9 protein-coding genes are annotated in these 13,742 nt (G+C 62.9%); 5 read left to right on the top strand and 4 right to left on the bottom strand.

Features of this window, described 5'->3' with window-relative positions; all coding sequences use genetic code 11:
* Positions 1-16 precede the first annotated feature (16 nt).
* The 4 genes from IB249_RS23450 (at position 17) to IB249_RS23435 (ending at position 4,599) form a co-directional block, all read left to right on the top strand.
* Positions 17-1,126 (top strand): PilT/PilU family type 4a pilus ATPase, encoded by a 1,110-nt coding sequence (locus IB249_RS23450; protein WP_192308120.1) that lies wholly within the window; start codon positions 17-19, stop codon positions 1,124-1,126.
* Between the two features lie 183 nt (positions 1,127-1,309).
* Positions 1,310-3,445, top strand: a complete 2,136-nt coding sequence (locus IB249_RS23445) for an FUSC family protein (RefSeq protein WP_192308119.1) — start codon at positions 1,310-1,312, stop codon at positions 3,443-3,445.
* A complete protein-coding gene (locus tag IB249_RS23440; protein ID WP_192308118.1) occupies positions 3,435-3,635 on the top strand; it encodes a DUF1656 domain-containing protein in 201 nt (66 codons plus the stop codon). The genes IB249_RS23445 and IB249_RS23440 overlap by 11 nt, the downstream gene beginning before the upstream one ends.
* A gap of 4 nt (positions 3,636-3,639) precedes the next feature.
* On the top strand, positions 3,640-4,599 hold the full coding sequence (locus IB249_RS23435) for an HlyD family secretion protein (RefSeq protein WP_192308117.1): 960 nt from the start codon (positions 3,640-3,642) through the stop codon (positions 4,597-4,599).
* A 215-nt stretch (positions 4,600-4,814) separates the two neighbouring features.
* Here the strand turns inward: IB249_RS23435 and IB249_RS23430 are convergent, their stop codons facing one another.
* The 3 genes from IB249_RS23430 to mexE are packed head-to-tail and all read right to left on the bottom strand — an operon-like array spanning position 4,815 to position 10,681.
* A complete protein-coding gene (locus IB249_RS23430; protein ID WP_192308116.1) occupies positions 4,815-6,236 on the bottom strand; it encodes an efflux transporter outer membrane subunit in 1,422 nt (473 codons plus the stop codon).
* Complete coding sequence (locus IB249_RS23425; protein ID WP_192308115.1) at positions 6,233-9,412, bottom strand: efflux RND transporter permease subunit; 3,180 nt, start codon at positions 9,410-9,412, stop codon at positions 6,233-6,235. The genes IB249_RS23430 and IB249_RS23425 overlap by 4 nt, the downstream gene beginning before the upstream one ends.
* A gap of 15 nt (positions 9,413-9,427) precedes the next feature.
* Positions 9,428-10,681, bottom strand: a complete 1,254-nt coding sequence (gene mexE, locus IB249_RS23420) for a multidrug efflux RND transporter periplasmic adaptor subunit MexE (RefSeq protein ID WP_192308114.1) — start codon at positions 10,679-10,681, stop codon at positions 9,428-9,430.
* A 398-nt stretch (positions 10,682-11,079) separates the two neighbouring features.
* Here mexE and IB249_RS23415 point away from each other — a divergent pair, with 398 nt between their 5' ends.
* The gene (locus IB249_RS23415) at positions 11,080-12,066 is read left to right on the top strand and encodes a hypothetical protein (RefSeq protein ID WP_192308113.1); all 987 of its coding nucleotides are present in this window, start codon (positions 11,080-11,082) and stop codon (positions 12,064-12,066) included.
* A gap of 122 nt (positions 12,067-12,188) precedes the next feature.
* On the opposite strand, the gene IB249_RS23410 is transcribed toward IB249_RS23415, so the two are convergent.
* A complete protein-coding gene (locus IB249_RS23410) occupies positions 12,189-13,685 on the bottom strand; it encodes a PLP-dependent aminotransferase family protein (protein WP_192308112.1) in 1,497 nt (498 codons plus the stop codon).
* Between the last annotated feature and the right edge of the window lie 57 nt (positions 13,686-13,742).

Below are 13,742 nucleotides of genomic sequence, written 5' to 3'. Positions count from 1 at the left end.
GCGGGTGTTTTTTGCCATGGAAATCGATGCACTGTTGAAGATCCTGGCCAGCCAGGATGGATCCGATCTGTACCTGTCCACTGGCGCGCCGCCCTGCGCACGATTCGATGGCGTGCTCAAGCCTTTGACCCACCAGCCGTTCAAGCCGGGGGAAATCGCAACCATCGCTCTGTCCATCATGGACGCCGAGCAGCGGCTGGAGTTCGATCGGGAACTGGAGATGAACCTGGCGATCTCGTTGGCGGGGATCGGGCGCTTTCGGGTCAATATTTTCAAACAACGCAACGACGTGTCGATCGTCGCGCGCAACATTAAACTGGACATCCCGCGTTTTGAAGACCTCAGGTTGCCGCCGGTGCTGCTGGACATGGTCATGCTCAAGCAAGGCCTGATGCTGGTCGTCGGCGCCACCGGCTCGGGCAAGTCTACCTCACTGGCCGCATTGATCGATTATCGCAACCGGCACAGCAGCGGCCACATCATCACCATTGAAGACCCGGTGGAATTCATCCATCGCCACCGCAAATCGATCATCAACCAGCGCGAGGTTGGCGTCGATACCCGCAGTTTTCACGCGGCCCTGAAAAATACCCTGCGCCAGGCGCCGGATGTGGTGCTGATCGGCGAGATCCGCGACCGCGAAACCATGGAGCATGCACTGGCATTCGCCGATACCGGGCACCTGGTGATTTCCACCTTGCACGCCCACAACGCCCATCAGGCCCTGGATCGCATCGTCAATTTCTTTCCGGAGGAGCGGCACACGCAACTGCTGCATGACCTGGGCAACAACTTGAAGGCGTGTGTTTCCCAGCGCCTGGTGCGCACCCGCGACGGACAACGACGTGCGGCGGTGGAAGTCATGATCGGCACCCCGACCATCGGCGACCTGATCCGGCGCAATGAAATCGGTGAACTCAAGGGCATCATGGAAAAGTCTCCGGAGTCGGGCATGCAGACCTACGACGGCGCACTGTTCGACCTGGTTGCGGAGGGCGCGATCAGCGAGGAAGAGGCGCTGAAATACGCCGATTCGGTGAACAATCTGCGCCTGCGCCTCAAGCTGCACGCCGAATCGACAGCCGGGACCCAGTCGCCAGCGGGGGATTGGGGGCTGATGGACTGACCCTGCCACCCCCCTGTGGGAGCGAGCCTGCTCGCGATGGCGGCGGCACATCCTGCATCGCGTTGTCTGAACTGACGCTATCGCGAGCAGGCTCGCTCCCACAAATGTGCTGCAGCGCTGCGGCGCCTGCCAAACCCCCAACCTGTGTCTACGCTTGCTTGAGAATCCCTGAAGAGCACCCCCATGCAAGCGCTGCTGCAGTACTTCAAGGCCATCGTGCATCCGGGCCCCGGCGTTGTGCTGTTCGGTCTGAGAACCATCGCTGCCGGGCTGTTGACCCTGTACCTCGCCTTTGTGTTCGACCTGGAACAGCCCAAGTGGTCGATCATGGCCGTGGTCATCGTCAGCCAGCCGTCGGCCGGCATGACCCTGGCTCGCAGTTTTGGCCAGGTCATCGGCACCACTGTCGGCGCGGTGGTGGCGGTGATCATCATGGCGCTGTTTCCCCAGGCGCCGCTGCCGTTCCTGGTCACGCTGGCGCTGTGGCTGGCCCTGTGCACGGCGGGCGGCACCTTGTTGCGCTACACCAGTTCCGGCGCCTTCGTGCTCAGCGGCTACACGGCGGTGGTGGTCGGGCTGCTGGCGGTGCCCGATCAGGATGGCACCTTCATGCTGGCCGTGACCCGCGTCACCGAAACGCTGCTGGCGGTGGCGTGCGTGTGCGTGGTCAGCCTGCTGACGGCGCGTCCGGAAAACGTCGCCCGTGACTATTTCAACAAGATCGATCAGATCATCCGGTTGCTGGCCACCCATGCCAGCGCGGTGATTCGCACCGAAGAAAGCGAGGCCGACTTCCAGCAACGACAAATGCAGTTGCTCGGGCAGATCGGTGCGCTGGAAGGCGTGCGCCGGCACCTGTACTACGACGCGCCGCGCCTGCGCAGTGCCGACGACCTGGTGCAATTGCTCGGCAATCAATTGGTGCTGCTGACCGCGCGGCTTACCGCGTTGCGTCATCAGCGCGAGTTGCTGCTCGAGCGCTGGGAGGGCGATCTCCCGACTGAAATCCAGCAGTTGCTTGCCGAGGAAGTTCAACTGCTCGATGAGCTGGCACGACTGGGGCGGACGATGCCCACTGAACAGCGGCGTCAGTTTGCCGTGCTGCAAAAGCGTTTCGACGAGCTGGCCTACCGCGCCGAGCAACTGGTCGAGCCGCTGCAGGCGACCCTGCGCTCGCTGTCGTGGTCGTTGCGCTGGGAGCAGGCGCGGCTGGTTCAGCAGTTTGAAACGATCCTGGAATTGAGCGATGCGATCCAGAGCGGGCGCCGGGCCAGCAGCCTTTATCGCGGGCAGAAAAACACCCTGCACATGGACTACACGCTGGCGGCGATGAATGCGATCCGGGCCTTTTGTGCGCTAATGGTGGCGGGCTTGATCTGGATCGAAACCGGTTGGGACGGCGCCCGGGGCGGCATGATCGTCACCGGCATTTTGTGTTCGCTGATGGCGACGTTTCCCCGGCCGCTGCTGGCGGCCCAGGGTTTCGCCCGGGGCCTGGGGCTCGCGCTGGTGGTGTCGGCAGTCTTGCAGTTCGCCCTGGTGCCGATGGTCAGCACGTTCGAACTCCTGGCCTTGTTGCTCGCACCGGTGCTGTATGCAGTGGCGGTGGGGTTGTCGAGCCCGCCGACGACGGGCACCGGGATTGCCCTCGGGCTGATCACACTGTTGATGCTGGGGCCGCAAAACACCGGGTTGGGGCAAAACACCGCGATCCAGTGGTTCGAGTTTGCTGGCGCCTATGTCTGCGCCACCGCGCTGGCCTTGAGTGTCTACGCGCTGATCTTTCCCTTCAGGCCGGGGCTGCGTATCCAGCGCTTGCACAGGGAGAACCGCGAGCAGGTCCACGCCTTGATGAAAATCCCCGCCACCGACGAAAACCAGTTTGCCTTCGAGAGCCGCATGGTCGACCGCCTGACCGCCATGCTGGGCCTGTTGCCGGCGATCCAGGACCGATCCGCGCGCGAGCTGTTCGACGTCAGCCTGGGCTGCATGGCCGTGGGCATTGCGCTGAACCAGCTCCGACAACAGGGGCAGAACAACCCCTTGCTCGACCTGCAGACGCAGGGCCGGTTGTTCGCGACGATTCGGCAAACCGGGCGCTTGATCGCCGGCCGCCCGGACGTCGCCGTGGACGCGGTGCTCGACAGCCTGCAGGCCCTGGGCGATGAGCTGGACGCGCTGCATTGCAGCGTGCACGAACAACTGTGGTCGGTGTTCCGCCTGCGCGTCGCGCTGTTGATCGTGGTGTCGTTCCTGCAACGCCACCGTCACCACTTCGAATCGGCAACCCCACAAGGAGTGCCAGCACTTGCCCATTGATCTGGAAGTAGGCGGGGTCTACCTCCCGCCCATTGCTCAGGCGCTGTTGCTCGGCCTGCCGGTTTTCCTGTTGCTGGACTGGCTGCTGCGACGCCTCGGCGTGTTGCAGTTCGTCTGGCACGAAGCCTTGTTCGAGGGCGCGTTGTACGCCTGTGTGTGTGCCACTCTGATTCTGTTGATGGGAGCGTGATGCATTGAAGAAGATCCTTGCCCGACTCACGACGGTGGTGATGGTGATCCTGGCTTTTGTGCTCGGCTGGTTCGCCTGGGAGCATTACACCCGTGCGCCCTGGACCCGCGATGCCCGGGTGCGGGCCGACGTGGTGACCTTGTCTGCCGATGTGGCGGGGCGCATCGTCAAGCTCGCCGTGCAGGACAACCAGCATGTGCAGAAGGGCCAGCTATTGCTGGAAATCGATCCGTCGCGCTATGCCTTGGCGGTGGAACATGCCAAGCGTTCGGTGGAAGTGTCGAAGGCCTCGCTGGGTCAGTCCGAGGCCGCCATCGTCGCCAGCCAGGCATTGCTCAAACAGCGTCAAAGCGAAGAGCGCCGGCGTCGAACGCTCAAGGAACGTGCGGCGATTTCCGGCGAAGAGTGGGAAAAGTCCAGCACCGATGTCTCGGTGGCCCAGGCTGACCTGCTGCGTAACCAGGCCAACCTGAGCTTTGCCCAGGCCAACGTGCAACTGGCCATTGCCGCACTGGCCGAGGCTGAACACGACCTGGAGCGTACACGGGTGGAATCGCCGGTCAGCGGCTATGTCACCAACCTGCTGACCCGCCAGGGCGACTATGCCACGGCGGGCGGTCCGCTGGTGGCGCTGGTGGACAGCGACTCGTTCTACGTCAGCGGCTATTTTGAGGAAACCAAGTTGCCGCGGATTGTCGAGGGCGACCGGGTCGATATCCAATTGATGAGCGGCGAGCGCTTTGGTGGCACCGTGCAAAGCATCGCCTTCGCCATCGCCGATCGGGAAAACCTGCCCGGCGGACGCCTTCTGGCCAACATCAACCCCAGCTACACCTGGGTCAAACTGGCGCAACGGGTGCCGGTGCGCATTCGCATCGACGCCGACTATGCCGGCAAGGACCAACTGCGGGCCGGGACGACGGCCACCGTGAGCGTGGAGGAAAACCGCAGGGGGCACGACTGACCCGAGCCCCCGCTGTGGGAGCGAGCCTGCTTGCGAAGGTGGTACGGGCGCCGCGGGCATTCAGATAGCCCGCGTCATCGTTGGCGCTCATCGCGAGCAGGCTCGCTGCCACAGGGGGGCGTGCTTTTCGAGCGGGCAAAAAAAGCCCCGCGACCGAATGAGGCGCGGGGCAAAAATCTGGTTGGTGGTGCCAACCAAAAGAGCTCGTTGATGCGTTATTGGCTGGCGACGGTCTCCGGTTGCCAGCCACCGCCGAGGGCCTTGTAGATCGCGACGATGCCGCGATACAGGTCAATTTCCGCCTGGGCCTGGCTGTCTTCTGCTGCCAGCCGCTCGCGTTGTGCGTCGAGCAGGACGAGGAAGTCGGCCGTACCTTCGCGATAGCGAATCTGCGCCAGGTCAGCCGCCGCACGGCTGGATTCGCTTTGACGAATCAGCGATATCAGGCGTTGCTGGCGTTTGCCGTAGTCGCTGAACGCGTTCTCCGATTCTTCCAGCGCCAGCAGCACTTGCTGTTCGTAGGTCGCCAGGGCGCCTTCGGCCTCGGCATCGGCGCCACGCAAACGGGCGCGCACGCTGCCCAGGTCAAACGCGGCCCAGGTAATGCTCGGGCCCAGGGCCCAGGCATTGGCCGCCGAAGAACCGATCTGCGAACCCCGTCCGGCGGTCCAGCCGAGGAAGCCGCTGAGGCTGACCCGTGGGAACAGGTCGGCCTTGGCCACACCAATGCGCGCGGTGGCCGAGGCCAGTTGGCGTTCGGCGCTGAGGATGTCCGGGCGACGTTGCAGCAGTTCACCCGGATCGCCGATCGGCAAGGCCTTGGCAATCGCCGGCAGGTCCTTGGGGCTCAGGTCGACGGCCAGTTTGTCCGGGCGCTGACCCAGCAGGGTGGCGATACGGTTTTTCTGCCGCACCTGCTCGGCCTGCAATTGCGGCACGCTGGCTTCGACCGCTGCCAGGCGCGCATCGGCGCGCTCGACATCCAACTGATCGCCGACACCGGCGTCACGCAGGCTGATGGTGATCTTGCGCGACTCTTGCTGGTTGTTGAGGTTGGCCAGGGCGATTTTTTCACGCAGTTGCGCACCGCGCAGTTGACCGTAGGCGTCGACCAGCTCGGCAATCATGGTGACTTGCAGTTGGTACAGATCGGCTTCGGCCGCCTGCTGCTCGGCGTCGCTGGATTCCAGGTTGCGCTGGATGCGTCCGAACAGGTCCAGTTCCCAGGCCATGTCCAGCCCCAGGTCATAGCGTTCACTGTTGACCCGGCGGGTGGTCTGGCCTGGAATCTGGCCCTTGCCCAGGTCGCTGCTGGCGCGGCTGGTGATGGTCGGCATGGCGTCATTGCTGACGTCATCGCGAATCGCCCGGGCCGCTTTCCAGCGGGCGAAGGCGACGCGCAGGTCACGGTTGCCTTGCAGGGACTGGGTCACCAACTGGTTGAGGGTCGGGTCGTCGAACTGCTGCCACCAGATGCCTTCGAAACGCGAGCGGTCGAAGTTCTTCTGACCGGCAGCGCCGTCGGTGGCGGTGGTGATGTTGGCGCGCTCGGTCGCCGGAGTCTGATAGTCCGGGCCTACGGCACAGGCGCTCAGGGCCAGTACCAGCAGGCTGGGCAGGAAGGCTTTCAGGCTCATTGTTGCGCCTCCAGTTTCAGGGCCTTGGCCGCTTTGCGTTGTTCGCCGCGCTCCACGAAATTACGGATCAACACATAGAACACCGGCGTCAGCAACAGGCCGAAGAAGGTCACCCCGAGCATCCCGGAGAACACCGCCACACCCATGGCGTGACGCATTTCGGCACCGGCACCGCTGGAGAACACCAGGGGCACCACACCCATGATGAACGCGAAGGAGGTCATCAGGATCGGACGCAGACGCAGGCGGCAGGCTTCCAGCACCGCAGCCAGCGGGTTGAGGCCTTCGAGCTGTTTGTCCTTGGCGAACTCGACGATCAGGATCGCGTTCTTACAGGCCAGTCCCACCAGTACGATCAAGCCGATCTGGGTGAAGATGTTGTTGTCGCCACCCGAAGCAATCACCCCGGTGATGGCCGACAGCAGGGTCATCGGTACGATCAGGATCACCGCCAGCGGCAGGCTCCAGCTTTCGTATTGCGCGGCGAGTACCAGGAACGCCAGCAGTACGCAGAGCGGGAACACGAACAGCGCGGTGTTGCCGGACAGAATCTGCTGGTAGGTCAGGTCGGTCCACTCGTAGGTCATGCCGTTGGGCAGTTCTTCCTTGAGCAGTTTCTCGATGGCGGCTTCGGCCTGGCCGGAGCTGTAGCCAGGGGCAGCGGCGCCGTTGATTTCAGCCGTGATGAAGCCGTTGTAGTGCATCACGCGGTCCGGGCCCGAGGTGTCGCTGACCTTGATGAAGGTCGCCAGCGGGATCATCTCGCCCTTGTTGTTGCGCACTTTCAGTTGGCCGATCTGGTCGGACTCAAGGCGGAACTGTTGCTCGGCCTGAACGTTGACCTGATAGGTGCGACCGAAGCGGTTGAAGTCGTTGGCATACAGCGAACCCAGGTAGATCTGCAGGGTGTCGAAGATGTCGCTGACGGCCACGCCGTGGGTCTTGGCTTTTTCCCGGTCGATGGCGGCATCGACCTGCGGCACGTTCACGGTGTAACTGGTGAACAGGTTGGCCAGTTCCGGAACGGTGTGACTCTTGGCAATGATGTTCATGGTCTGCTTGTACAGCTCGTCGTAGCCCAGGTTGCCCCGGTCTTCGATTTGCAGGCGGAAACCACCGATGGTGCCCAGGCCTTGTACCGGCGGCGGCGGGAAGATCGCCATGTAGGCTTCCTGGATCCCGGCGTACTGGCCGTTCAGGGCACCGGCGATGGCGCCGGCGGACATGCTCGGGTCTTTACGCTCGTCGAACGGTTTGAGGGTCACGAACACGATGCCGGCGTTCGGGCTGTTGGTGAACCCGTTGATCGACAGGCCCGGGAACGCCACGGCGCTTTCCACGCCTGGCTGTTTGAGTGCCAGGTCGGACATGCGCTTGATCACGTCTTCGGTGCGGTCCAGGCTCGCGGCGTCCGGCAGTTGCGCGAAGGCCACCAGGTATTGCTTGTCCTGGCCGGGTACAAAACCGGTCGGTGTGCTGGAGAAACCGAAGAAGGTCAGCACCATCAGGCCTGCGTACAACAGCAGGGCGATGCCGCTGCTGCGGATGACGCGGCGCACGGTGCCGACATAGCCGTTGCTGGCCTTTTCGAAGAAACGGTTGAACGGACGGAACAGCCAGCCGCCGAAGAGCTTGTCGAGGAACCTGGAGAAGCGGTCTTTCGGTGCGTCGTGGGCGCGGAGCAGTACGGCGGCCAGCGCTGGCGACAGGGTCAGCGAGTTGAAGGCCGAGATCACGGTCGAGATCGCGATGGTCAGGGCGAACTGCTTGTAGAACTGTCCGGTCAGGCCGGAGATGAACGCAGCGGGTACGAACACGGCACACAGCACCAGCGCCGTGGCGATGATCGGACCGGTCACTTCACTCATGGCACGCTTGGTCGCATCAAACGGATTGAGCCCAAGTTCGATGTTGCGCTCGACGTTCTCCACCACCACGATGGCGTCGTCCACCACGATACCGATGGCCAGTACCAGGCCAAACAGCGACAGGGCGTTGAGCGAGAAGCCGAACAGGTGCATCACCGCAAACGTACCGATCAACGAGACCGGCACCGCCACCAGCGGAATGATCGAGGCGCGCCAGGTTTGCAGGAACAGGATCACCACCAGTACCACGAGGATCAGCGCTTCGAAGAGGGTGTGAACCACTGCTTCGATGGAGCCGCGCACGAAGATCGTCGGGTCATAGACGATGCTGTAGTCCATGCCCTGCGGGAAGCCTTTCTTCAGCTCATCCATCTTCGCCCGAACCTGGTTGGAGATGTCGATGGCGTTGGAGCCCGGGCGCTGGAAGATCGGGATGGCCACGGCCGGCTGGTTGTTCAGCAACGAACGCAGGGCGTATTGGCTGGAGCCGAGCTCGACCCGGGCGATGTCCCGCAGGCGTGTGATTTCACCGTCGTCGCCAGCGCGGATGATGATGTTCTCGAACTCTTCCTCAGTGACCAGTCGGCCCTGGGTGTTGATCGACAGCTGAAAGCTCTGGGCATTCGGGGCAGGGGGCGAACCCAGTTGGCCGGCGGCCACCTGACGGTTCTGCTCGCGGATCGCGGCCACCACGTCAGTGGCGGTCAGGTTGCGCGAAGCGGTCTTGTTCGGATCGAGCCAGACCCGCAGCGAGTAGTCACCCATGCCGAACAGTTGCACGTCGCCGACACCACCCAGGCGCGCCAACTCGTCCTTGATGTTGAGGAGTGCGTAGTTGGACAGGTAAAGCATGTCGTAGCGTTTGTCCGGCGAGGTCAAGTGCACCACCATGGTCAGGTCGGGCGACGCCTTGTCCACGGTGATACCGATGCGCGTCACTTCCTCTGGCAGCTTCGGCTCGGTCCGGGTCACGCGGTTCTGCACCTGCACCTGCGCGTTGTCCAGGTCGGTGCCCAGGGCGAAGGTGATGGTCAGGGTGATCTTGCCGTCAGCGGTGGATTGCGAGGACATGTACAGCATGTTCTCGACGCCGGTGATGGCTTGCTCCAGGGGAGCGGCCACGGTTTCACCGATGACTTTCGGGTTGGCGCCCGGGAAGTTGGCACGCACCACCACAGTCGGTGGCACCACTTCCGGGTATTCGCTGATGGGTAACTGGAACAGCGAGATGGAACCGGCGATCAGGATCAGCAGCGACAGCACCGCAGCGAAGATCGGCCGGGAAATGAAGAACTGGGAAAAATTCATCGGAGTCGTTATCCCTTAACCGCGTGGAGACGCAGCAGCCAGTTTCACAGCCGGACCCGGTGCAGCCTTGGAGGGCGCGACGCGGGGCAGGTTGCTGGCTTCCAGCGCTTGTCGTTGTTGAGCCAGGGCCGCGAGGGTTTGCTCGCTGGCCATCGGGATCACTTCAGGGGTGACCGGCGAGCCCGGACGGACGCGCTGCAAGCCCTTGACGATGATGGTGTCATCCTTGTTCAGGCCGCTGCGCACGATGCGCAAGCCTTCGATTTTCGGACCCAGTTCAACCGAGCGATAAACCGTCTTGTTCTCGGCGTCCATCACCAGCACGAACTTCTTGCCCAGGTCGGTGCCGACCGCTTCGTCGTTGATCAGCATGGCGTTGTAGGTGCCGCTGCCCACCAGTTTCAGGCGTGCATAGAGGCCCGGGGTGTAGTTGCCATCGCTGTTGTCGAACACCGCGCGACCACGGATGGTGCCGGTTTTCGGGTTGACCTGGTTATCGACGAAGTTCATCTGGCCCAGGTGCGGGTTGCCTTCTTCGTTGGACAAGCCGAGGTAAACCGGGGTGGTCGCCCCGCGTTTGCCCTGGCGAGCGAGCTGGGTGTACTTGAGGAACACACGCTCGTCGGCGTCGAAGTAGGCGTAGACCTTGTCGGTGGAGACCACGCTGGTCAGGGCCGTGGTATCGGCGGTCACCAGGTTGCCCGCAGTGATTTCGGCACGGCTGACGCGGCCGCTGATCGGGGCGGTGACGCGGGTGAAGCTCAGGTTCAGTTTTGCCAGGTCCAGTTGTGCCTGAAGCGCGCCGACGGCGGCACGGGCTTCCTGGGCCGCGCTGGTGCGCGAGTCGGCCAGCTCGGCGGAGATCGCGTTGCTGGTGCGCAGGCGTTCACCGCGCTGGGCTTCATTCTCGCTGCGGGTGGCGCTGGCGCGGGCTTGGGCAACCAGGGCTTCGAGGCGGCGGACCTCAGCCTGGAACGGGCGAGGGTCGATCTGGAACAGCAGGTCGCCTTTCTTGACCAGTGCGCCTTCGGTGAACGCGACGTCGTCGATCTGCCCGGAAACCCGTGGACGGATTTCTACGGTTTCCGGCGCTTCGAGGCGCCCGGTGAATTCATCCCACTCGTTGACCGGTTGTTCCAGCACCTTGGCGACGCTGACTTTCGCTGCGGGCATGCTCGCCGCAGTTTCGGGGGCCTTGCCGCAGGCGCTCATCACCAGCACGGCCAACACGGCCAGGGGGAAGCGCAAATGTTTGAGTGATTGTTCCATGGATGCATCCGCCAATGTATTGAGAATGGGCGGATGATGAGTGGCGGGGGGGCTATCGCACGAATCGAACGAAGCGAAGGTAACTATCATTCGGAATGATATAAGAATGCAGCTAGCCCCCTAGCATGCACCTCGGATCGGTAGGCATCAATGCGCTCGATGTAAATTCTGTATTGCGTGAAGTGCAAAGGTCGGCCCTGACCGCGCCGTGCAGTCCAGCGAAGTGGACCAGTGCGATATCGGCTTAATGGATCAATACTTTGGTCCAGTCAGCGGGGATCATCCGGATTCTTCCAACGTTCAAGGATTATTCGATGTCTCAATCCCCGAGAGACCTGCCAGCACACACTCTGGAGCGATCCTCAGTGAGCGCCCGCACCGATTGGTATGCGGGGCCCATGATCGCGCTTGTGTACCCTTACCTGTTGATGGGCTACGACGCCATGCGCGTCTCGATTTCCCAGGGGGGCGGCTTTTGGAGCTGGCTGGGTGCCGGGCTGATGTTGCTGATCGCCATTGTATTACCCCTGTGGGGGCTGCTGACGGCGACGCGATTGGGCAAGCTGCACCAGCCAAGCGCAGGCGATGTACTGGCTCGCCGGGTCGCCTTTGTTTCCGTGGCCGTTGCGCCCATGTTCACCCTGACGGGGGTGCTGTTTCTTTTGTTGGGCAAACCCGCCTGGGATGTCGGCTTCCTGACGTTCATGTGGGCCGCGTTGATGGTCATGATCTCATTCGCCGATCGCACGCCCTTGCCGCGTCAGCCCGAACCGCAATCGTCCCATGCCAACATGCGACGCTGGCATGGCGTGGCGGCAGCCCTGGCGGTGGTCTACCTGTGCTTCCACTTCAGCAACCATCTGGTGGGGCTGGTTGGCGCCGATGCTCATCTGGCCGTCATGAAGGTACTGCGGGTCGTTTACCGCTCTCCCTTGATCGAGCCACTGCTGATTGCCACTTTTCTGTTCCTGGTGGGTAGCGGGGCTTACATGGCCTGGCGCATGACCCGGCGGCCGGCGGACGCTATCCGGTCCTTTCAGATTGCCGGCGGCGTGTTCCTGATCTTTGCGGTGATCAGCCATGTCAATGCCGTGCTTTACCTGGCGCGCAGCTACTTCAACATCGAAACCGATTGGGGCTTCGCGGTGGGTGCGCCGGCCGGCTTGTTGCACGACGCCTGGAACATTCGACTGCTGCCGTACTACCTGCTGGCGGTGTTCTTTGTCATCGCCCATGCATTCTGCGGGTTGCGCGGGGTCATGATTGCTCACCGGGTGAATGAAACAACCGCCACTCGCGTATTGGTCGCGGGTATCGTGTTCTCGGCATTGGTGGCGGTGACGATCATCCTTGCCATGGCGGGGCTGCGCATCCATTTCGAGTGACCCACAGGACAGCGATGGCGGCAGCAAATCCGCCGTCGCCAGCAGGCGGCTCCCTCCAATGGATTGTCGCGACCGCAAATTCCTTGGTCGCCGAAGCCCACAGAGGGGTTGGGTTTCAGCGATCAATGATTCAGCCGCTGGGCAATCGCGCTCATTTGTTGGGTGATCTGGTCTTCGGTGTAGGCCGCGAACCCCATCACCAGCCCTGGCGGCACGTGTGGGCCTCGGCCGTAGCGGCTCAGTGCGAACGCGCTGACGTTGGCGGCATCGAGTACTGCGAGGGCCTGCGCTTCGGGCATGGATTTCAACCGGGCAGTGACATCCAGCCCGGCGAGAATCGGCGGGACCTCGATGAAGTCATGCAGGTGCTGCCTGGCCGCGTCCTCGAACACTCTGGCGCGGGTGGCGTAGACCTTGCGCATCCGGCGGATATGCCGACCGAAGTGCCCCTGCGCCATGAAGTCCGCCAGCACCGCCTGTGCCAGGCCGTTCGCACTGCGTGAGGTCAACGACAATGCCCGTGTAAAGGGCTCTACCAGTTGCGGCGGCAGGACCACATACGCCAGGCCCATGGCGGGGAACAGCAACTTGCTGAAAGTGCCGGTCATGATGACGTGACTGCCAGCCTGGGGCATGCCCCTGAGCGCGGGGATCGGTTTGGCGATAAACCGATACTCGCTGTCGTAGTCATCTTCAAACAGGTAAGCGCCGTGTTCCCTGGCCCAGCTCAATAACATGAGACGCCGTTCCGCCGACAGGGCAACGCCCGTGGGCGCCTGGCGGCAGGGTGTCACGTAGGCCAGCCGCGCATCTGGCGCCAGGCGCATTCCTGCGCTCACATCCATTCCTGCCGCATCGACCGCCACGTCGATGATGTCCGCACCGACGCCTTGCATGATCTGTCGGGCTCCGGGGTAACCGGGGTTTTCCATCCACACGGATTCCCCAGGGTTGATGATCAGGCGCAGGCAAATATCCAGCGCCTGCTGGACGCTGCTGACGATGACAACCGTGTCCGCCGAAGTGGCGACGCCCCGGGCAATCGCCAGGTGCTCGACGATGGCCTGGCGCAGCGCGGGCAACCCTTGTGCCGGTCGAGCCGACAGGACCGGTGGCAGCACGGATCCCAGGTGCCTCATGTGCAGGCGCCGCCAGGTGTCGACAGGAAATTGCGCAACATCACAGGTGTGGGGCGCGAAGGGCAGTTTTTTCGATGATGAAAGGGGAAACGCCGGGTCCTGTTCGATGAGTTGCGCAGCCCACCGGGTCAGCGGTATCGGGGATGCGGCAGGGGGCGTGGCAGTGTCTGGCGCAACGGGCCCGGCCTTGACCAACTGATCGTCGGGCAAGCTCAGGCTGACCTTGGTGCCGCTGCCATGAGCGGTGACCAGATAGCCCTCGCTGAGCAACTGGGCGTAGGCGGCCTGCACTGTGCCCCGGGCCAGGCCATATTGCGCGGCGAGAAAACGCGTGCTGGGAAGGACAAAGTTGCGTGCCAGGCGGCCGTCGAGAATGTCCTGCCTCAGGGTTCTGTAAAGCCAGTTCTGTAGTGTTTCGTCAGGTTTTCGGGCGGCGAGCGTCAGTGACCAGGTGACCTGAGCGGAGGACGTTTTATTCACGGTTGGCACTCGAAGGTGGATCAGTCAGATAGTGCAAGAATGGATCAATACTTTGGT

Source organism: Pseudomonas sp. PDM04 (genome assembly GCF_014851765.1).
Classification (GTDB): Bacteria; Pseudomonadota; Gammaproteobacteria; order Pseudomonadales; family Pseudomonadaceae; genus Aquipseudomonas.
The sequence above is the reverse complement of the archived record's forward strand: the minus strand, read 5'-3'. Positions and strand labels throughout refer to the sequence as shown.

Bases quoted from the DNA above. Each gene is read 5' to 3' on its own strand.
- IB249_RS23450 (WP_192308120.1), top strand. From the start codon at position 17: ATGGAAATCGATGCACTGTTGAAGATCCTGGCCAGCCAGGATGGATCC.
- IB249_RS23445 (WP_192308119.1), top strand. From the start codon at position 1,310: ATGCAAGCGCTGCTGCAGTACTTCAAGGCCATCGTGCATCCGGGCCCC.
- IB249_RS23430 (WP_192308116.1), bottom strand. From the start codon at position 6,236: ATGAGCCTGAAAGCCTTCCTGCCCAGCCTGCTGGTACTGGCCCTGAGC.
- IB249_RS23425 (WP_192308115.1), bottom strand. From the start codon at position 9,412: ATGAATTTTTCCCAGTTCTTCATTTCCCGGCCGATCTTCGCTGCGGTG.
- mexE (WP_192308114.1), bottom strand. From the start codon at position 10,681: ATGGAACAATCACTCAAACATTTGCGCTTCCCCCTGGCCGTGTTGGCC.
- IB249_RS23415 (WP_192308113.1), top strand. From the start codon at position 11,080: ATGATCGCGCTTGTGTACCCTTACCTGTTGATGGGCTACGACGCCATG.